At 47.6% G+C, this 20859-nt stretch carries 18 protein-coding genes and 1 tRNA gene; 10 read left to right on the top strand and 9 right to left on the bottom strand.

Going from position 1 to position 20859, the window contains the following annotated elements; translation table 11 throughout:
* The first annotated feature begins 6 nt into the window (after positions 1-6).
* The 4 genes from sufC to BMY63_RS04725 are packed head-to-tail and all read left to right on the top strand — an operon-like array spanning position 7 to position 4029.
* Complete coding sequence (gene sufC / locus BMY63_RS04740; protein WP_091915079.1) at positions 7-762, top strand: Fe-S cluster assembly ATPase SufC; 756 nt, start codon at positions 7-9, stop codon at positions 760-762.
* A gap of 26 nt (positions 763-788) precedes the next feature.
* Positions 789-2153, top strand: coding sequence for a Fe-S cluster assembly protein SufD (sufD, locus tag BMY63_RS04735; RefSeq protein WP_371113574.1), 1365 nt, complete (start codon positions 789-791; stop codon positions 2151-2153).
* Between the two features lie 2 nt (positions 2154-2155).
* Positions 2156-3376 (top strand): aminotransferase class V-fold PLP-dependent enzyme, encoded by a 1221-nt coding sequence (locus BMY63_RS04730; protein ID WP_091901662.1) that lies wholly within the window; start codon positions 2156-2158, stop codon positions 3374-3376.
* Between the two features lie 23 nt (positions 3377-3399).
* The gene (locus tag BMY63_RS04725) at positions 3400-4029 is read left to right on the top strand and encodes a ribonuclease HII (protein ID WP_091901664.1); all 630 of its coding nucleotides are present in this window, start codon (positions 3400-3402) and stop codon (positions 4027-4029) included.
* Positions 4030-4097: 68 nt separating this feature from the next.
* Here the strand turns inward: BMY63_RS04725 and BMY63_RS04720 are convergent, their stop codons facing one another.
* Positions 4098-4883, bottom strand: a complete 786-nt coding sequence (locus tag BMY63_RS04720; RefSeq protein WP_091901666.1) for an acid phosphatase — start codon at positions 4881-4883, stop codon at positions 4098-4100.
* Positions 4884-4905: 22 nt separating this feature from the next.
* Positions 4906-6060, bottom strand: a complete 1155-nt coding sequence (locus BMY63_RS04715) for a porin (RefSeq protein WP_091901668.1) — start codon at positions 6058-6060, stop codon at positions 4906-4908.
* A 129-nt stretch (positions 6061-6189) separates the two neighbouring features.
* Between BMY63_RS04715 and gpmI the strand changes: the two genes are divergently transcribed.
* The 3 genes from gpmI to BMY63_RS04700 are packed head-to-tail and all read left to right on the top strand — an operon-like array spanning position 6190 to position 9043.
* Positions 6190-7716, top strand: coding sequence for a 2,3-bisphosphoglycerate-independent phosphoglycerate mutase (gene gpmI, locus BMY63_RS04710; RefSeq protein ID WP_091915077.1), 1527 nt, complete (start codon positions 6190-6192; stop codon positions 7714-7716).
* A complete protein-coding gene (locus BMY63_RS04705; RefSeq protein WP_091915075.1) occupies positions 7716-8381 on the top strand; it encodes a uracil-DNA glycosylase in 666 nt (221 codons plus the stop codon). Before gpmI ends, BMY63_RS04705 begins: the two co-directional genes overlap by 1 nt.
* Before the next feature lie 20 nt (positions 8382-8401).
* A complete protein-coding gene (locus BMY63_RS04700; protein WP_091901674.1) occupies positions 8402-9043 on the top strand; it encodes a DUF3109 family protein in 642 nt (213 codons plus the stop codon).
* Here BMY63_RS04700 and BMY63_RS04695 read toward each other — a convergent pair.
* Together BMY63_RS04695 and BMY63_RS04690 are read right to left on the bottom strand one after the other, a co-directional pair.
* Positions 9038-9913, bottom strand: a complete 876-nt coding sequence (locus tag BMY63_RS04695) for an AraC family transcriptional regulator (RefSeq protein WP_091901676.1) — start codon at positions 9911-9913, stop codon at positions 9038-9040. The genes BMY63_RS04700 and BMY63_RS04695 overlap by 6 nt on opposite strands.
* Positions 9907-12267, bottom strand: a complete 2361-nt coding sequence (locus BMY63_RS04690; RefSeq protein WP_091915073.1) for a glycoside hydrolase family 95 protein — start codon at positions 12265-12267, stop codon at positions 9907-9909. Before BMY63_RS04690 ends, BMY63_RS04695 begins: the two co-directional genes overlap by 7 nt.
* Before the next feature lie 83 nt (positions 12268-12350).
* Here BMY63_RS04690 and BMY63_RS04685 point away from each other — a divergent pair, with 83 nt between their 5' ends.
* Together BMY63_RS04685 and buk are read left to right on the top strand one after the other, a co-directional pair.
* On the top strand, positions 12351-13187 hold the full coding sequence (locus BMY63_RS04685) for a phosphate acyltransferase (protein WP_091901680.1): 837 nt from the start codon (positions 12351-12353) through the stop codon (positions 13185-13187).
* Positions 13188-13237: 50 nt separating this feature from the next.
* Positions 13238-14308 (top strand): butyrate kinase, encoded by a 1071-nt coding sequence (gene buk, locus BMY63_RS04680; RefSeq protein ID WP_091901682.1) that lies wholly within the window; start codon positions 13238-13240, stop codon positions 14306-14308.
* 69 nt (positions 14309-14377) lie between these two features.
* Here the strand turns inward: buk and gyrB are convergent, their stop codons facing one another.
* The 3 genes from gyrB to BMY63_RS12290 form a co-directional block, all read right to left on the bottom strand.
* Positions 14378-16351 carry a DNA topoisomerase (ATP-hydrolyzing) subunit B gene (gyrB, locus tag BMY63_RS04675; protein ID WP_091901684.1) on the bottom strand — a complete coding sequence of 658 codons (1974 nt, stop codon included), beginning with the start codon at positions 16349-16351 and terminating at the stop codon, positions 14378-14380.
* Positions 16352-16573: 222 nt separating this feature from the next.
* Positions 16574-16828 carry a 30S ribosomal protein S20 gene (gene rpsT, locus BMY63_RS04670; protein ID WP_091901686.1) on the bottom strand — a complete coding sequence of 85 codons (255 nt, stop codon included), beginning with the start codon at positions 16826-16828 and terminating at the stop codon, positions 16574-16576.
* 155 nt (positions 16829-16983) lie between these two features.
* Positions 16984-17055, bottom strand: a tRNA-Glu gene (locus tag BMY63_RS12290).
* Positions 17056-17223: 168 nt separating this feature from the next.
* Between BMY63_RS12290 and recO the strand changes: the two genes are divergently transcribed.
* Positions 17224-17949 carry a DNA repair protein RecO gene (gene recO / locus BMY63_RS04665; protein WP_091901687.1) on the top strand — a complete coding sequence of 242 codons (726 nt, stop codon included), beginning with the start codon at positions 17224-17226 and terminating at the stop codon, positions 17947-17949.
* A 70-nt stretch (positions 17950-18019) separates the two neighbouring features.
* On the opposite strand, the gene ftsZ is transcribed toward recO, so the two are convergent.
* Positions 18020-19357, bottom strand: coding sequence for a cell division protein FtsZ (ftsZ, locus tag BMY63_RS04660; RefSeq protein WP_091901688.1), 1338 nt, complete (start codon positions 19355-19357; stop codon positions 18020-18022).
* A gap of 42 nt (positions 19358-19399) precedes the next feature.
* Complete coding sequence (gene ftsA, locus BMY63_RS04655; RefSeq protein WP_091901690.1) at positions 19400-20848, bottom strand: cell division protein FtsA; 1449 nt, start codon at positions 20846-20848, stop codon at positions 19400-19402.
* Positions 20849-20859 lie beyond the last annotated feature (11 nt).

Genomic DNA, 20859 nt, shown 5'->3' with positions numbered 1-20859 from the left:
AAAATAATGCTTGAGGTAAGAAATCTACACGCCAAGATTGGTGATAAAGAGATATTAAAGGGCATCGATCTCGTGATTAACGATGGTGAAACGCATGCTATCATGGGCCCCAATGGCTCTGGTAAGTCTACGCTGAGTGCGGTGCTCGTGGGCAATCCGCTCTATGAGGTGACAGAGGGTGAGGCGTATTTCAATGGTAAGAATCTGTTGGAGATGAAACCGGAGGATCGTGCTCATGAGGGCCTGTTCCTCTCGTTCCAGTATCCAGTAGAGATTCCTGGTGTCTCGATGACCAACTTTATGAAGGCGGCCATCAACGAGAAGCGCAAATATCAGGGACTGGAACCTATGAATGCTGCGGAGTTCCTGAAACTGCAGCGCGAGAAGCGTAAGATTGTAGAACTTGACTCCAAATTGGCTAACCGTTCTGTGAACGAGGGCTTCAGTGGCGGTGAGAAGAAGCGTAACGAAATATTTCAGATGGCGATGCTCGAGCCGAAGCTTTCTATCCTCGACGAAACCGATTCTGGTCTCGATGTGGATGCCATGCGTATTGTGGCAGAGGGCGTGAACAAACTTCAGACGCCAGAGACTTCCTGTATCGTTATCACCCATTACGACCGTCTGTTGGAGATGATTCGTCCGCAGTATGTCCATGTGCTCTATCAGGGGCGCATCGTGAAGACTGGTGGTCCTGAACTCGCTGTTCAGATTCAGGAGCATGGCTATGATTGGATTAAGGAGGAAATAGGTGAGGAGTAATCTTAATTGAGAATTGAAAATTGAGAATGATGAATACTCCGAGTGAGAAACAATACATCGAGTTATATGAGCAGGCACGGGAGGTGATTTTCTCTCATGCTACTGATGCCATGAATGCTGTGCGCGAGCAGGCCTTTGAAGACTTCCGTAAGCAGGGCTTCCCATCTAGGAAGGTGGAACGCTATAAATACACGGATATCCAGAAGCTCTTCGAGCCAGACTATGGTGTCAACCTGAGTCGTATCCAGATTCCTGTCGATCCTTATGAGGCCTTTCGTTGCGATGTTCCTAACCTGAGTACAAGCCTCTATTTCGTGGTGAACGATATGTTTTATCGCGACGACAAGCCTAAGGGGCATCTACCTGAGGGTGTTATCATAGGTTCTCTTCGTGATTATCCAGATCTTGTGGCTATGTATTACACGAAATTAGCCAGAACCAACGAGGATGCCATTACGGCTCTCAACACGATGTTGGCGCAAGATGGTATGCTGGTTTATGTACCGAAGAACGTGAAGGTCGATCGTGCCATTCAGGTTATCAATATCTTGAAGGCAACTCCTCAGAACGCTCAGCGTCAGGTCTCTGATTTGATGGTAAACCGTCGTGTGCTCATCATCTTAGAGGAACATGCCGAGATTAAGATGCTTTTCTGTGACCATGCGGCTGATGATCGTAACTTCCTTGCTACACAGGTCATCGAGGCCTATGTGGGGGAGAACGCATCGCTTGACCTCTATTGTATGGAAGAGACACATGCTAAAAATGCCCGCGTGAGCAATGTCTATATCGATCAGCAGGCAAATAGCCGCGTGAACCATAATGTTATCACCCTGCATAATGGAATAACCCGTAATAAGCTTGATTTAACGTTTTCTGGTGAGGGAGCCGAGTGCCAGTGCTATGGCTGTGTGATTGCCGACAAACAGCAGCATGTAGATAACAATACGCTCATCATGCATAAAGTGCCTCACTGCACCTCGAACGAGCTCTATAAATTTGTACTTGATGATGAGGCAACGGGAGCCTTTGCCGGACGTGTGCTTGTGGAACATGTGGCGCAGAAGACCAGTTCGCAGATGACGAATCAAAACCTCACTGCTACCAAGCAGGCGCGGATGTATACCCAGCCGATGCTGGAAATTTATGCCGACGATGTGAAATGTGCCCACGGTTCTACTGTCGGACAGCTTAACGATGCGGCGCTTTTCTATATGCGTCAGCGTGGTATATCACTCGAGGAAGCGAAGTTACTGCTCCAGAATGCCTTTATCAATGAGGTCGTTGACAAGATGCAGCTCGAACCACTTCGTGACCGTCTCCATCATCTGGTGGAGAAACGTTTCCGTGGTGAACTCAACAAATGCTCCGGCTGTAAACTCTGTAAATAACTATGTATAATATAGGTAAGATACGCGAAGATTTCCCGATCCTGTCGAGGGAGGTATATGGTAAGCCACTGGTATATCTCGACAATGCGGCGACGACACAGAAACCGCTCTGTGTGCTTGATGCCATGCGCGATGAGTATATGAATGTGAATGCGAACGTGCATCGTGGTGTGCATTATCTGTCTCAACAGGCTACCGACTTGCACGAGGCCGCTCGTGAGAGGGTACGTGGCTTTATCAATGCTTCGAAGGTCGAGGAAATCGTTTTTACTCGTGGAACGACGGAAGCGATAAATCTTGTGGCGAACTCGTTCTGCGAATCGCAGATGCAAGCAGGTGACGAGGTAATCGTTACGGAAATGGAACACCATTCGAACATTGTGTCATGGCAACTTCAGGCGATGAAACGGGGGATTATCGTTAGGCATATCCCTATTACGGATGATGGTATTCTCTGTCTGGATCAGTTGGAATCGCTTATTACGGATAAGACCAAGATGATAAGTGTTGCCCACGTGAGCAATGTGTTGGGTACTGTGAATCCTATTGAGAACATCGTGAAGATTGCCCATGCACATGACATCCCTGTGATGGTGGATGGTGCACAGAGCGCGCCCCATTTTAAAGTGGATGTGCAGGCGTTGGACTGTGATTTCTTTGCTTTCAGCGGACATAAGATGTATGGGCCTACGGGCATTGGCGTACTATATGGTAAGGAGCAGTGGCTAGAGAAACTGCCACCGTATCAAGGAGGTGGTGAGATGATAGATAAGGTGACATGGGAGAAAACAACCTTTGAACGCCTACCGTTTAAGTTTGAGGCTGGTACACCTGACTATGTAGCAACGCATGGATTGGCAAAGGCCATCGATTATATTGATTCCATAGGCTTCGAGGTTATACAACAGCATGAACAGGAGTTAACACGTTACTGCATGGAACAGCTTCAGACCATTGAAGGTATGAGGATATATGGTCCTATGGATATGTCGCAGAAAGATGCGGTTGTCAGTTTCAATGTGGGTGAGATTCATCACTTGGATATGGGAACATTGCTTGATCGTTTAGGTATTGCAGTTCGTACGGGTCATCATTGCGCTCAGCCATTGATGGATCGCTTGGGTATCAGTGGAACTGTTCGTGCCTCTTTCGCCCTTTATAACACGAAGGATGAGGTCGACATTCTGGTGGCTGGCATCCGTCGCGTGGCTCAGATGTTTTGATGGAAGCATAGAATAAACAAGGTATGTTGAAGAGTCATTTTTATGAAGGAAAGGTTGAGGCCGGTTGTGATGAGGCAGGGCGTGGTTGCTTGGCAGGTAGTGTATATGCTGCTGCAGTAATTCTGCCAGAGAACTATCAGAATGATCTGTTGAATGACTCGAAGCAGCTTTCAGAGAAGAAGCGATATCAACTTCGTGAAATTATCGAGCACGATGCAGTGGCTTGGGCTGTTGGCATCGTTACTCCTGAGGAAATTGACAAAATCAACATCCTTAATGCATCGATCATGGCCATGCATCGTGCACTCAACCAACTTAAAGCGCGTCCTGAGGCGATCATCGTCGATGGCAATAAATTCAAGCCCTATAAGGATCCTGTTGATGGAAAGCAATTGCCTCATACTACTATTGTAAAGGGCGACGGTAAGTATCTGGCTATAGCTGCAGCAAGCATCCTGGCCAAGACATATCGTGACGACTATATGAACAAACTGGCAGAGGAATATCCACAATACGATTGGTTATCAAACAAGGGTTATCCCACAAAGAGACATCGTGAAGCCATAAAGCAATACGGCGTTACACCTTACCATCGCAAGAGCTATAATCTGCTTGGAGATGGCCAGTTAAGTATCGATTTTGGAGATTTCTAAAATATTCAAACACCATACAAGGGGACTCGTAAAGAGTCTCCTTGTATGCTTATTTGCGGTTTCTGAGATCACTTTTTGACGCGCTTGGCTTGCGCTTTTTGGTAGGCTTTCAGTTCGGCAGGGGTAGCGAGCCCCATCTTGCAACGGAACTCCTGACGGGCACGACGCATCTGTTCTAAGAATCGCTCGCTGGTGTGCAGACGGGCATAGGCGGCGCTAGCGGCCAAGCGGGCAGCGTCTATATCACTTTGCCAGTGGGCACCAACAATCACCCGACTTTCGCCATACATATAACCACGGGCCAAAATGGTGTCAGCACGATCCGGATTGATCTCAGAGAGCAGTAGGGCTGAGCTCCAACCAAGCAGCGTATGGCCTGATGGATAGGAGCCATTTGTGCGCAGATGTGGCTCATCAGCAGGGTAGAGTGTAGGCTCGTTGAATCGCATGAACGGGCGCTTGCGCATGTAGTAGCGCTTGGGGATGGTACAGATACTGTCGCATGTGGCAGTTCCCTCGCGCAACACCTTGTAAATCTCAGGTGTTTCTTCCTTTGAGATTTTTAGGCCAAAGGGCTCACTGAACTCACGGATGATACAATCGAGCCCATACACAGCATCGCGGATGGCAATGGCAGCGCGCTCTTTGTTGTTACGCATATCTTTACCCCAGAAGTACTGCATGATATCATACGCAAAGTGTGGACCAACAGTGTCGGGTGGGGCTGGACACCATTTCAGCATGTCGGGCATTTCGCTTGTTGTGAAATAAGCATCGACTGGTGACTTGTCACTCTGTGCCTGAGCACTAACGGCTGCAATAATCAAGGCAGCCAGTATAATAATCTTCTTCATATTGTTTGTATTTTAGTTGTGATTAGAATTTTACTTGGAAGCGGGTTTCGAGTATAGAAACTTCGTTGTCTGCATAGTTTGCACGACCAGTAACCTTGGTATATGAAGCGCGGATACGCCAAATCATATACTTGTTTACATAATAGTTGTAAGCGATTGTCCAGTCGTTGAGATAGCCACCATGGATACCAGCCTTGGCATCAGAAAGTGAGGTGTAGTTGTACTGGAACAGCAGTTCCATAAAGCCTGCATCGGGTGTGTCAATACCGCCATCATTCATTGTGTATTTATAGCCATCGCCCTTGATCAGACCGCGAACAGTAACATAGGCACCACTGCCTGTAAAGGCGTCGAGATTGTTGCGACGGGTGATGCGATTCCAGAAGTACTGACCTGCCATGGCAAAACGCCCTTTGGAGAAAAGAATCTCGGGGGTGAACTTAAACATAGTCTTTGCATCGGTTATCTGGGCCTGTTGAGCCTTGATCTTCGCTACGCGGGTGGGCCAATTGCTTGAGAGGGTGAACTGCTTGTGCTTCAGTTCTTCATGGGCGTCGTACCGTGCTCCCTCAACACCACCGCTGATACCCACGTGAAGCAGATGACCACGCTCTACATGTGGGTGCCAAACCAATCGTGTCAGGGCTCCAATGGCCTCACTACCTGTTACGTTGGTGTTCTGTTTCATGGCGTCAGGCTCTACCACGCCACTTACTGTAGCAAGCACTTTAGGACTCGTGTATTCATACATCATACCAATCATACGGTCGTCGTTAAAAGCGGCGTTGCTCTGTGGCTCTTCCATCGTTTCCTTGAACGAAGAGCTGGTACAGCTTTGGTATCCGTACTGATGGATGAAATATCCGCCACGCACGAAGTTCTTCTTGTTGAAATTGTACTGTACCCAGACATCCTTCATGTTCACTTTTCCATAGGCATAACCCATGTCAATCTTACCCTTCCATTGACCATAGGTGAAACCTACGCCAACACGCATGTCGGGGATACCAACACCCGATTCCAACTCGTCATCTTGATGTAACGGGTTGAGATAGGCCGCATCAAAAAGTATGCGTCCTGAGGGTTTTACCTCGAGCTTAGGCTCGTCTGTTACTTGTTGTGCTCTGCTAACGAGACATGTCAAGATGATTGTCAAAAGGAATCCAAAACGTCTCATAATCAATAAATTGTTAGTTATTGTTGGCAAAGATAAGAAATAAATATGAAAGGAAATATGAATTGCGATTTTTTTTCGTAACTTTGCACCGCGAAAAAAGAAACGTACGTTTAAATTAGTAATAAGATTATGGCAAAGAAAGCTCTATTGATGATTCTCGATGGATGGGGAATCGGTAAGCATGGTAAGGGTGACGTGATTTTCAACACACCGACGCCTTACCTCGATTTGTTAACAGCCACATCGGCTCACTCTCAGTTGCAGGCTTCTGGCGAGAACGTAGGTCTGCCCGACGGACAGATGGGTAACTCTGAAGTGGGTCACCTTAATATAGGTGCTGGTCGCATCGTTTATCAGGATCTTGTAAAGATTAACCGTGCTTGTAAGGATGGTTCTATCATGGAGAATCCGCAGGTGAAGGCTGCTTATACCTATGCTAAGGAAAACAACAAGAAACTGCATCTGATGGGTCTGACATCTGACGGTGGCGTGCACTCTAGTCTTGATCATCTTTATAAACTAATCGAGATTGGTAAGGCTTACGGATTGAAAGGTCAGGTGTTCGTGCACTGCTATATGGACGGTCGTGATACCGATCCGCACTCCGGTAAAGGATTTATCGAGCAGATTACCAAGGTCTGTGCTGATAACGATGCAGCCATAGCTTCGATTGTTGGACGCTTCTATGCCATGGATCGCGACAAGCGCTGGGAACGTGTAAAGGAGGGATACGACCTGATTGTCAACGGCAAGGGTAAGCAGGCTACAGATATGGTACAGGCTATGCAGGAGAGTTATGACGATGGTGTGACGGACGAGTTCGTTAAGCCAATCCATAATGCCGGTGTGGACGGTTGTATCGAAGAAGGCGACGTGGTAATCTTCATCAACTTCCGTAACGACCGTGCCAAGGAGATGACCATAGCCTTGACACAGGAAGATATGCCTGAGCAGGGCATGAAGACCATTCCTGGCTTGCAGTACTATTGCATGACTCCATACGACGCAAAATTCAAGGGCGTAAATATCCTTTTCCCAAAAGAGAACGTGGAGAACACGCTTGGTGAGTACTTGAGCAAGCAGGGCAAGAAGCAGTTGCATACTGCTGAGACAGAAAAATACGCTCATGTAACGTTCTTTTTTAATGGTGGACGTGAGCAGCCATATGAGGGCGAGGATCGTATTCTTGTGGCTTCGCCGAAGGTGGCCACTTACGACCTGAAGCCGGAGATGAGCGCTTTTGAGGTGAAAGATAAACTCGTTGCTGCTATCAATGAGGCTAAGTATGACTTTATTGTGGTGAATTTCGCCAACGGCGACATGGTGGGTCACACAGGTATATACAATGCTATTGCTAAGGCTGTGTGGGCTGTGGACAACTGTGTACGTGAGGTCATCGAGGCGGCTAAAGCTAACGACTATGAGGCTATCATCATTGCTGACCATGGTAATGCTGATAACGCCATCAATCCCGATGGCACACCTAACACCGCTCACTCGTTGAACCCCGTTCCTTTCATCTATGTAACCAATAATAACTCGGCTACTGTTAAGGATGGTCGTTTGGCCGATGTTGCTCCCTCAATCTTGCACATTATGGGTCTGGAGCAGCCTGCCGACATGACTGGTGAGAACCTGATCTGCGACAATAAATAATGAATGTTCAGATAGAGCCAAGCTGGAAACAGCATTTACTTGGTGAGTTCGACAAAGATTATTTTGTCGGACTCACCAATTCTGTTCGTGCGGAATATAACCAATATACCTGCTATCCACCGGGCAAACTGATCTTCAATGCCTTCAATCTCTGTCCGTTCGACAAGGTAAAGGTGGTGATTATTGGACAGGATCCCTATCATGAGCCGGGGCAGGCTCATGGATTGAGTTTCTCTGTACAGGATGGTATTATGTTCCCTCCCTCCCTCCAGAATATCTTTAAGGAAATACAAGCCGACCTAGGTACGCCTATTCCCATGTCGGGCAATCTGACGCGCTGGGCTGAGCAGGGCGTGTTGTTGTTGAATGCCTCGCTGACTGTTCGTGCTCATCAGGCTAACAGTCACTCTACATTAGGCTGGCAAAAGTTTACGGATGCTGCTATCCAAGCCTTGGCAACCCAACGTGAGCATCTGGTGTATATGCTATGGGGTGGATATGCCCGTTCAAAGGCTTATATGATTGACAAGAACAGCAACCTAGTTCTTGAATCTGTACATCCCTCTCCTCTGAGTGCCAATCGCGGCGGTTGGTTTGGGCAGCACCAGTTTTCCCGCTGCAATGCCTATCTTGAAAAGAACGGTAAGACTCCGATTATCTGGTAATTATCATTGTCAATTCTCAATTGGAAAAGCTTCCTCCCATACTCCAAGTCGGTGATGTGCTACTCTCTTCAGAGATTCTGACGGAGAAGTTTTGTTGTGATCTCAGTGCTTGCAAGGGTGAGTGCTGTGTGGAGGGTGATGCTGGTGCACCGGTGTCGATAGAAGAGGTAATGGCTATTGAGGCATGTGTTGATACGGTATGGGATGATCTCTCTGCTTCGGCGCAGGCTGTCATAGACAAGCAGGGTGTAGCTTATACCGACCAGGAAGGCGATCTTGTAACTAGTATTGTCAATGGTAAGGACTGCGTGTTCACCTATTATGACAAGATAGAAATGACACAGAGAGATGGTTCTTCTTGCGTCGTACATGGTTGTTGCCTATGTGCATTGGAGAAGGCTTACAGGGCAGGGAAGACTCATTTCTGTAAGCCTATCAGTTGTGCCCTCTATCCCATTCGTGAGAAGAAGATGGGGCAGAATCTCATTGGCTTGAATTACAACCGATGGAAAGTCTGTAAAATGGCTGTTGCCAAGGGCGTTCTGGAAGATGTCCGCCTATATCAGTTCCTTCGTGAACCGCTAATCCGACGTTTCGGAGAGGAATGGTATCACGAATTGCTTGAGATGGTTGATGAATTGAAGCGACAGGGGTATCTATGACTTTCGGTATTCCGAGGGTGGCATACCCACATGTTCCTTGAAATATTTGCCTAAGAAACTCTGATTGGGGAAATTCAGTTCCTCTGCAATTTCTTTAATGCTTTTTGTGGAGTCTTTCAGTAAGACACGTAACTCCAAGGTGACGTAATTATCGATCCATTCGTTGGGCGTGCGTCGGCTGACACTCTTCACTGTCTCCGACAGATACTTTGGCGTGATACATAACTGTTGGGCATACCAGCCTACACGGCGTTCCTGCTTATAATAGTTTTCTACCAGTTTAATGAATTTTGTGAAGATAACATCTGCTCGTGATTGCGGCTTGTGGTCCTGCTGTACCCGATAGATGACATTGCTCAGGTCGTAGAACATCGCTAGGATCAACGTCCGAATCAGATCCTTCCGGAAATGGTTGCTCTCGTCGCCGATTTTCTGTTTGATGGCTTGGAAGTACCTTTTGAAGGTATCAATCTCCTTGGGTTCTAGTCTGATGACGGGATGCTGTCGGGAGAAGAGAAATAATGCGCTGACGTCACTCACATTTTTGATGATTTCTCGGTAGAAGTCAACCGACATGATCATGCACAATCCTTCCATATCGGGAGAACGTTGATAATTGTCCACGACATGTCGTTCACTGACAATGAGGATGTCCCCAGGACTGATCACCTGTTTCTGTGTGTCGAGTTGGTACATCACTTGTCCTTTGGTACAGAGACCGATGAGGATGAAGTTCATTCGTCTTGGTTCTGTCGGCATCGGTGCCTCGTTGATACGTTCGGTCAGCAGAAGATCGTTGTCGAGATAGGCCGACTCACTCCATGTCTTGACCTTGTTCAGGTCGGTTTCTTTGATCTGTACTTTTACCATGTTTTGATGTTTTTGGTTTCACCAGCCTTCAGCCTGATGGTTCTCTCTATACCATTATATAAAAGGGAGACGAGGCCATCGTTCTTGGCCTTGATGGTACAGTTGTGAACCTTGCTGTCCTTCCACTCGAAACAGAGTTCATAGCCGCCGCGGGCACAGAGACCGCTCACATAACCGTTTTTCCATGCCTTAGGACATGCGGGCAACAATTCGATTCTGTTGCCAACACTCTGCATCAGCATTTCACAGACGCCAGCTATACCACCGAAATTCCCGTCTATCTGGAAGGGAGGATGGGCATCGAAGAGGTTGGGGTAGGTACCTCCGCTGCGGCGGCGATACGGGCCTCTGTAGTTGTCGGGTGATACGTATGTCAATAGTTTCTGATAGATATGGTAGGCTTGCTCGGGCTTGTGCAGACGAGCCCATAGGTTGATGCGCCAGCCCGTGCTCCAACCTGTAGTCTTATCGCCCTTGATTTCAAGGGAACGCTCACAGGCCTTTAACAGTTCGGCTCCAGAATCTTCAATTAGATGATTACCGGGATAGAGACCGATGAGGTGGCTTTGGTGACGATGCTGCGGGTCCCAGTCGTCCCAGTCGAAGTACCACTCGTTCAAATCACCCAGATGACCGATGGTGTAGGGATGAAGACGGGCTAGTGTCTGTTCCATCTCCTTATTTTCCAATCCGAGAACCCTTCCGGCAGCGATGGTGTTAAGAATTAACTCGCGGATGATGGCGAGATCGGCCGTACCACCATAGCAGGTCATGCCGTGATAACCCTTATCGGTCTTGTATTCATTTTCAGGCGATGTACTGGGTGCTGTGATGAGTTCTCCGGACTGTTTGGGGTTTTCGATGAGCCAGCGTAGGCAGAATTGTATTGCGCCTTTCATCAGCGGATAGGCTACCGAACGCAGATAGTCCTTGTCCTGGGTGAACAGGTAGCGCTCCCATAGGGTATTTACGAGCCAGGCACCGCCGAGGTTCCAGTTGGCCCATTCTGGCTTCTCGTTTTTCTCACCGACGGGGTTTGTCATGGCCCAAATATCACTATTATGACTGGAGCACCATCCCTCATCAATGCCGTAGTAGTTCTTTGCGGTATACCGACCATTTTTGGCGAGGGCATCAATGAAGCCGTTAAGCGGCTCAGCCATCTCTGCCAGGTTGGCCACGAAGACGGGCCAATAGTTCTCTTCGAGGTTGATGTTCACTGTATAGTTACCGCGCCAAGGTGACCAGAGGTGTGGCGTCCATAATCCTTGTAGGTTAGCGGGGACACCTGGCGTACGTGAGCAAGAAATCAGCAGGTAACGTCCAAATTGGAAATAGAGTTCCTCGAGATATCTACTTTGACCGCCACCGTCAGTATAATTTTTCAGAAGGTCATCGGTATTGCCGAGGTATATGGATGTTTCGTCTTTATCGGAAAGACGAATCTTCATCCGATCATAGAATGTCTTATAATCGGCAAGATGACGCTCAAGAAAAACATCAAAGCTATAGTTTTCTGTGTGCCAGATATCATCTATTACATTGTTCAAATAAGGAGCTCCTTCGCTGACGGGGTGCTTGTCGAAGCCATTGAAACTGGTCTCGTTGACAATATAGATGATTGCTTCATGGGCCTTGCTGATGATCAGTGATGAATCACTGGCTGTCACCTCTCCGTCGGTTTTAGCTTTGAGGATGGTACAGAAATGGATGCTCTCCTGAGGGTCGCCAGTGGCATGCCCTGTCATGGTGAGTTGATGGTTTTGACAGTTTGCTATTGCCTTAACCTTATGGGGTATCTGTGCTGTCAAGGAGATGCGACAGTTGACATCGCCTCTGAGACGAATGGCGATGAGCTTGTCGGGATGTGAAGCGAAATACTCTCGTTCAATGGTTTTACCATTACGGATGTAACGGTCACGAATAATTGCGCTGTCGATATTGAGGCTACGGTGGTAGTCGCTTACTTTACCGGGACTAAGATCTTCGATGTGTAGTGTGCCGAGAGGTTGGAAATGCTGGCTGTTGGGTCCTTGCACGTGCAGTTGCAGTGAGTCGGCTAGGGCATAGTCTTCATTAAATAGGGCCTCACGGATTCTTGGAATCCATAGGTGAGCATCGGCATCAAGATTTTTGTCTGTGGGCTTTCCCGTCCACAGGGTGATATCGTTCAGAAAAATGATATTGTCATGGATACCGCCATAGACTAGAGCACCGAGCTTGCCGTTGCCTATAGGCAACGATTCCTCGAAGAATTCTGCAGGACGGTTGTATCGTAAAACCATCGGGGACTGTTCTTGGGCTGTCGTAACTAAGGCGACAGTCAGGAGTGACAGAAACAGAGTTTTTCTCATGATAATCGTTTTTAGTCTCTAATCGCTTGCAAAGATACGGAATTTTTGTATATTTGCAGCATAAAACCGAAAAAACAAAACCTATGCAGTCGATCAGAAATCTCAATGATATGATTGTTTTCCTTCAGCAACGGGGTGACAGAAAACGCGTCGCTGTGGTATGTGCAAATGATGCTAGTACCCGTTATGCTTTAGAGAAAGGTCGTGAGATGGGATTCATTGAACCAATCTATGTCGATGGTGACGATAAAGACGAGTGTGCTCGTCGGGCTGTGGCTCTGTGTAAAAGCGGAGAGGCAGATATTCTCATGAAAGGTCTCATCAATACTGATATTCTATTGCGTGCTATATTGGACAAAGAGAATGGCATTCTCCGTCCCGGTCATGTGTTGACGCATGTGGCTATGGCTGAGATCCCGAAGTACGAGAAATTGCTGTTCTTCACTGATGCTGCAGTGATTCCTGTGCCAACTGAGGCGCAGCGTCGTCAACAGATTCATTATGTCAACTATGTCTGTCATGCCCTTGGTATTGAGGAACCGCGTATTTCATTGATCCACTGTGCCGAGAAGGTTAGTGCGAAAGTCTTCCCTTATACCGTCGACTATCTAGAGATTATCGCAGAAGCGCAGACGGGAGCATTTGGGCGTTGCATCATTGACGGACCGTTGGATCTGAAGACATCGCTCGATTCCGTAAGCCTGCGTGAGAAAGGCATCCGTTCCGTTATCGACGGACGAGCAGATGCGCTGATCTTTCCAGATATAGTGGCGGGTAATGTGTTTTATAAGACACTGACACTCTTTGGCTATGCTAAGACGGCTGGTGTTCTCCAGGGAACGCAGTGCTGTTGCGTGTTGCCCTCGCGTGCCGACAGTCCCGACTCCAAGTATTACTCTCTGGCGTTAGCGGCCATCTAATCAAAGAAAAACATCATGTAATCCTTTCTGTTAATAAGCTACTAACAACGATGAAGATTCTTGTGATCAATCCTGGTTCCACCTCTACGAAACTTGCCGTCTATAACGACGAGAAACCGGTTCTGTTGCGGACAATCGTTCATACGCCAGAGGAATTGTCTCAATTCGATGATGTGCTCGAACAGCAGAATTATCGAAAGCGTCTGGTAATCGACGAGGTAAGACGAGCGGGTATCGCAGTTGTGTTTGATGCTGTCATCGGACGTGGTGGATTGGTGAAGCCGCTAGAGGGTGGGGTCTATGAGATTAATGATCTGATGATTCAGGATACCCATAGTGGTATTGCTTTGCATAACCATGCTTGTAATCTGGGGTGTTTGATTGCGCATGAGATTGCCTCGGAGATTTCCGGTTGTCGTTCTTTTATAGCTGATCCGGGCGTGGTAGATGAATTGAATGATTATGCTCGTATCTCGGGTTCACCGTTGATGAACCGCATTTGTATCTGGCATGCCTTAAACCAACGTGCCATCGCTCGGCGCTATGCCGCTGAAATTGGCCGTGAGTATGAAGATTTGAACCTGATAGTCTGTCATATGGGTGGCGGCATTTCTGTCGCAGCTCATCAAAAGGGAAGAGCTGTTGATGCGAATAATGCCCTTGATGGTGAAGGCCCGTTTTCGCCCGAGCGTGCAGGCAGTCTGCCTGCTGCAGACTTGATTCGCCTTTGTTTCAGTGGAAAGTACAGTGAGAAGCAACTTCTGAAACGTATTGCGGGTAAAGCCGGTCTTAATGCACATCTTGGTACGAACGACGTGCGTGAGATAATCCGTCGTATAGAGGAGGATGGCGACAGACACGCAGAATTGATTCTTGATGCGATGATCTATCATGTAGCGAAGAATATTGCGGCAGAAGCGGCTGTTCTTTGTGGAGTAATTGATGCAATCTTGCTGACGGGTGGTCTGGCTCGCTCAGAATATGTCGTCGGTCGTCTACGTCGGCGTATCGGTTTCTTGGCCCCAGTCTTCTGTTTTCCAGGGGAAGATGAAATGGAGGCTCTCGCTCTTAATGCTCTTGCCGTTCTTCATGGGAAGCGTCAGGCGAAGGAGTATCGATGAAGATAAAACCCCACCCAACGGGCAGCGCCTGTGTGGGTGGGGTCGTGAAAAAGTATTTAATGATTAATATTATGCGTCGATGTTCGCATAGGTTGCGTTCTTCTCGATGAACTCGCGGCGTGGCTCTACATCGTCACCCATCAGCATAGAGAAAATCTCGTCAGCCTCTGCGGCATTTTCGATGGTCACTTGTTTCAGTAGACGGTTCTCTGGGTTCATGGTGGTCTCCCACAACTGCTCAGGATTCATCTCTCCGAGACCTTTGTAACGCTGCGTGTGGAGTGCTTTATCATCACCGTTGCCAGCCACGTACTTGTCTATGAATGCCTGACGTTGTTGTTCTGTATAACAATATTCAGACTGCTTCTTATAGGTACATTTATAGAGTGGTGGTGTAGCGATATAGAGGTGACCGCCTTGGATTACCTGTGGCATAAAGCGATAGAATAGCGTCATGATCAGCGTGTCGATGTGTGAGCCATCGACATCGGCGTCGGTCATGATGATGATTTTATCGTAGCGCAACTTGTCAATGTTTGCCTCACGGTCGCCTTCGCCTTCAACACCGAAACGCACACCGATTGATTGGATGATGTTCATCACAGACTCGGCCTCGAATACACGATGCCATTGTACTTTCTCCACGTTTAGAATCTTTCCGCGCAGAGGTAGGATAGCCTGGAAATGACGATCTCGCCCTTGTTTGGCAGAACCACCTGCAGAATCACCCTCGACGAGGAATATCTCACACTCCTTCGGGTCTTTGTTTGAGCAGTCGGCCAATTTACCAGGCAAACCGCCACCCGTCATCGGGTTCTTGCGTTGTACGCTCTCACGGGCCTTGCGAGCAGCGATACGGGCGGTTGCAGCAAGCACCACCTTGTCACACACCATTTTAGCCTCTCTCGGATGCTCCTCGAGATAATTGGTCAGCGCCTCTCCGACAGCCTGCTGTACAGCTCCGGCCACCTCGGAGTTTCCGAGTTTGGTTTTGGTCTGACCCTCAAACTGGGGCTCTGCCACCTTGATGGAAATGACGGCTGTCAGTCCCTCGCGGAAGTCGTCACCGGCCAACTCAATCTTCGCCTTTTCAATCTGTTTCGAGATATTGGGATCCTCGTCGGCATATTTCTTCAGGGTGCGGGTTAGTGCCATACGGAAACCCTGAAGGTGCGTGCCACCTTCGATAGTGTTAATGTTATTAACGTAGGAGTGGATATTCTCGCTGTAGTCTGTATTGTACATCACTGCCACCTCAATGGGTACACCTTGTTTCTCTGTCTTCAAATAGATGACATCGTCGAATAGGTGGGTACGGTGACGGTCTACATAGCGCACGAACTCCTTCAGTCCTTCCTTAGCATGGAATACTTCTTCCTTCAGGTTGCCGTCTTCGTCGGGACGCATGTCCTTGAGTGTGATGGTGATACCGGCATTCAGATAGGCCAATTCACGCATACGTTTGGCGATGATGTCGTATTTATATTCGGTGGTGGTGAATATGGAACCATCAGGCCAGAACTGCTGACGGGTACCTGTTTTGTCTGTATCGCCAACAATTTTCACGTCGTAGAGGGGCTTGCCTTTCTCGTATTCCTGCTGGTAGATATGGCCGTTGCGGAATACCTGTGAGAGCATATGAGTGGATAGGGCATTCACACAGGATACACCCACACCGTGGAGTCCTCCAGATACTTTATAGGAGCCTTTGTCGAACTTTCCTCCAGCATGAAGCACGGTCATAACGACCTCGAGGGCCGACTTATGCATCTTTTCGTGCTCGTCAACAGGAATACCACGACCGTTGTCCTGTACGGTGATAGAGTTATCTTCATTAATGGTTACTTCAATATGCGTACAGAAGCCAGCCATCGCCTCATCGATAGAGTTGTCGACGGTCTCATTGACCAGATGGTGGAGGCCTTTTTCGCTGATGTCGCCGATGTACATCGCAGGACGTTTGCGTACGGCTTCGAGGCCTTCGAGCACCTGGATGTTACTCGCGGAATAGTTTTGTTCTTGGTTCAGTTGTTCTTCTGTCATTTTTTCAAATGTTCACTAATTGATATCAAAGACAGTGTGGTCTGTCTATGCATAATTTTCTGCAAAGGTACTAAAAAGAAATGAGATTAACGAGTCTTTATCTGCTAAAAAACCACAAAAAACAAAAACTCCCCTCCCAAAGGGAGGGGAATTGTTGAAAGGGGAAAAATAAACGGATCACCAACTTTCGTAAGTGATCCGTATATGCCAGTTTTAAAATGATTATCCCAGCTTGTTAATGTGCATAGCAAGGCTAGACTTCAGGTTTGCGGCCTTGTTCTTGTGGATGACGTTGGTCTTTGCCAACTTGTCAAGCATCTTCTGAACCTTCGGGTATAAGGCGACAGCCTCTTCCTTGTTTGTCATAGCGCGCAGTTTACGCACAGCGTTACGCATAGTCTTTGCGTAATAGTGATTGTGAAGTGCCTTCTTCTTGTCCTGACGAATTCTCTTCACGGATGATTTGTGATTTGCCATTTTTAATTTTGATTATTTATTATTAATTTAAAGCTTATGGGTCTTACGTCTCGAGGACTGCCCTGGGCGGACTCGGAATATTGCTATCCGAATCCTCCGTCACCTTATCCCTGATGGCAGGTAGCACTTGGCTGTGCAGATGGCGGATTTAATCGTAGTCCCTAGGAGAGTCGAACTCCTCTTTAGAGAATGAAAATCTCTCGTCCTAACCGATAGACGAAGGGACCATAGTCGTCAAATGCGGCTGCAAAATTACATCAATTTTTCCAATTGACAAAATTTTCTTTAGGAAAAATGCCAAAGAAGCCGTGGAAATTGCTGTTTTTTTGTATTTGGTCGATCTTTTTCTAGGATTATCGGCGTTATCTGTAGCTTTTTTCTTAACTTTGCATCGTATGTTAACGAAAACTCAGGCTGTTGTGCTTCATGCGCTGAAGTATGGTGAGACGCGGATGATTGTAGATGTGTTCACCAGAAGTCACGGTAGACTATCGTTTATCGTCAGCATCCCAAAGTCGGTGAAGTCGAAGGTGAAGAAACAATTCTTCCAACCACTGACAATGTTGGATATCGAGTCTGACATCCGATCTAAGGTACAGTTGCAGAAATTGTCGGACGTAAGACTTGCCTATCCCTTCATGACCATCCCTTTTGATGCGTGTAAACTTTCCATGTCTTTGTTCGTGGCGGAGTTTCTCTATTATGCTTTACGGTCGGAACAGCAGAATGTGCCTCTCTTCGATTATATGACACACAGCATCCAGTGGTTGGACAATCAGGAGAGTAACTATGCCAATTTTCATCTAGTGTTCCTGATGCGACTCTCTCGTTTTCTAGGGTTCTATCCGAATTTGGATAACTACCAGGATGGGTGTTATTTCGATTTGAGAGAGAGTACATTCATGACTTATCCACCTGTCCATCGGGATTTCTTGGAGCCGGAAGATGCTGCGAGGATTCTGCGGATGATGAGGATGGACTACCCGACGATGCACCTTTACCGATTATCGCATCAGGATCGTAACAGATTGTTAGAGGTTACGCTCAACTATTATCGACTTCATCTTGCTGATTTTCCAGAACTGAAGTCTTTATCAGTCCTACAGGAGCTATATCAATAAATAGAGAGGAGACAGATTCACATCTGTCTCCTCTTTCCGTATACCTAACGTATACATTTTAAAGGTATGTTTAAGCAAATTTAATCGTGCTTTGGATGGGCTCTTGTGGGTCGCTAGGGAAATTTTCCGGGATGGTTGTCTCGTCACCGCTTGCCTGACTATTGATGCTCTCCAGAATCTCACGGGTGCGCTTGTAGGTCGGTGTTGATTCAACAGCAGATATGACATCGTCGTTATCCAGATCTTCTGGACGGAAGAGATAAATGTTTGGACGACGCTTATATCGCTTGGTCGCACCTTCACCGCCGTAGTAGCGGTTACGACGGTCTTGACGTTCAGCGGCTTTCTCCTGTTCAGCAGCGATGCGGTTGATATCCTCTTGACTATGTTTTTTCAGATGCCCGTTCATCCCGTCGACATTCTCAATACCAAAACCAGTGGCCAGAATGGTCACTTTCACCTTTTTGCCAAGTTCTAGATCCGTGGCAAGCCCCCATTTTATCTCAAAGTCGTTGCCGAATTTCGCCATGAAGTCGTTTACGTCGTTCATCTCTTCCATCATCAAGGATGTCTGACCATCCTTGGAGCCTGCAAACGAAATGGAGAGTAAGATTTTCTTGGAGTTGAAGATGTCGTTGTCGTTGAGTAGTGGAGAGTTCAGAGCGTCGTCGATGGCTTTTCTTACACGTCCCTCTCCTTCTCCGTAACCTGTCGACATGATAGCTACGCCACCATCCTTAAGCACTGTCTTTACGTCGTTGAAGTCGAGGTTAATTAGCCCGTGTACTGTAATGATTTCTGCAATGCTCTTGGCGGCTACGCTCAGCGTGTCATCAGCTTTACCGAAAGCATCGAGAACTGACAATTCGGGATAGATTTCACGGAGACGTTCATTGTTGATGACGAGCAGGGCATCGACATGCTTCGACATCTCCTCCACACCGTCGAGTGCTTGATCAATCTTACGGTCGCCCTCGAAACGGAAGGGGATGGTAACGATACCGACAGTGAGGATACCCAATTCCTTGGATATACGGGCTATAACAGGAGCCGCACCAGTGCCAGTGCCGCCACCCATACCGGCGGTAATGAATGCCATACGGGTGCCATCGCTAAGCATATTACGGATATCCTCAATACTCTCCTCGGCGGCTTGACGCGCTTTCTCGGGTTTATTGCCGGCTCCAAGCCCCTCTTTGCCCAGTTGTAGATGAACAGGCACAGGCGAGTCGTTGAGTGCTTGGTTATCGGTGTTGCAAAGCACGAATGTAACATCATGGATGCCTTCGCGATACATATGGTTGACGGCATTGCCACCACCACCGCCGACACCGATTACTTTGATAATGCTATGTTCCTTTTCCGGTGCTCCGAAATCCAGAATCTCTATGCTGTTGTTTTCGCTCATAGTTGTATATTCTAAACTGTAAACATAAAACTCAAAACTCTCTTATTCCTCCTCGACAATAGTTCTGCCAAACTGCTTGAGGCTCTTCAATGCCTTATTCCATATGCTGTTCTCCTTACGGATACGTTCCTCTTCCTCTTTCTGCCTGAATTCCTCCTCGCGTCTGATGCGGTCTTCCTCTTCCTGTTGGCGACGTCTCTCCTCTTCTGCTGCTTTCTTTTCGGCTTCCGTGCGGATAACACCAGCGGGGATATCGGTGGCTTGACGAGCCGGTCGAAGGTCGGCTGGTCGTTGGTCGACAGATTTCTGTGAGCCGAACAGGTCACCATTAGGATCGACGGCATTGCCGGCGCAATTGATGTCGCCTTTTGCCAACAGACCGAGTACGGTGTTCATCATGCCATTGTGAATTTTGATGTCTTCGTTATTGGAGATAATGGTCTGCGTCACGAATCTCGCAATGCGGATCTTCTCGATATGAGTGTGGTTGGCAAAGGCCTTCTCGATATTGATCAGGTTGGAGCCGCCGCCGGTAAGGATGATACCGCCGAGCAACTTATCGTAATACTCAGATGGGATCTGATACCATACATTCTCGATAATTTCTTCTAAACGGCCCTCTACTATCTCAATGAACTTGCGGCTCTCTACCTGACGTTCCGGGTCAATAGAGTACTTTAGGTCATTATCGATGTCGTTATTATCTGTGAAGGCAGATGCGTACTTAAGTTTCATGTGTTCTGCATCACTCTCCTCCATCTGGAGGGTGGCAATATCTTTGGTGATATTATTGCTGCCTAAGGGGATGACAGCCAGATGGCGAAGGATATTCTTGGAATAGACGGAAACCGTGGTCGTATCTGCTCCTAGGTCAACGAGGGCGCAGCCCGAACGTTTCTCGGCTTCTGTCAATACACTGTCTGCCAGAGCTAACGGGGCAAGGTACATCTCTGCTACGTTGATGCCTGCAGTCTCAAAGCATTTATTAAGGTTCTTATAAAAGGCCTTCCTTTCCAGGATATTGAGGAAGTTTCCTTCCAGATGTGTTGTCTGGATGCCAACAGGGTCGAGTTGTAGCTGGCCACCAACCTTGTATTCTTGAACGGCAGCGTCGAGAATCTCCTGATCCTGATAGGTCATGTTACGGTTGGCATCCATCAGTTCGATAACCATCTCCTGAGTGACGATGGTCTCCACGGGCAGATCTTTGGAGACCACATTTTTTACACCACGGATAGATTGGCCGCCCACGCCGACATATACTTGGGTGATTTCCGTCTTCAGTTGGGTTTCCAACTTCTTGACAATGTTGGAAAGGCATTGAGCGGTCTTGTCGATATTGTAAACCACTCCCTTACGGATGAATGCGGAAGAATCCTCTTTTACTACAGCTAGCACTTGGATACTGCCGTCGAGATTCTTCTGTCCCGCGATACCGGTCATTTTGGATGAACCGAGTTCAATAGCTACGATAAATTCCTTTGCTGCCATCTCTTCTATGA

The organism is Prevotella aff. ruminicola Tc2-24 (assembly GCF_900110895.1).
In the GTDB taxonomy this organism is placed as follows: domain Bacteria; phylum Bacteroidota; class Bacteroidia; order Bacteroidales; family Bacteroidaceae; genus Prevotella.
Note: the sequence above shows the minus strand (reverse complement) of the source record. Positions and strands in the feature narration are given on the sequence as shown.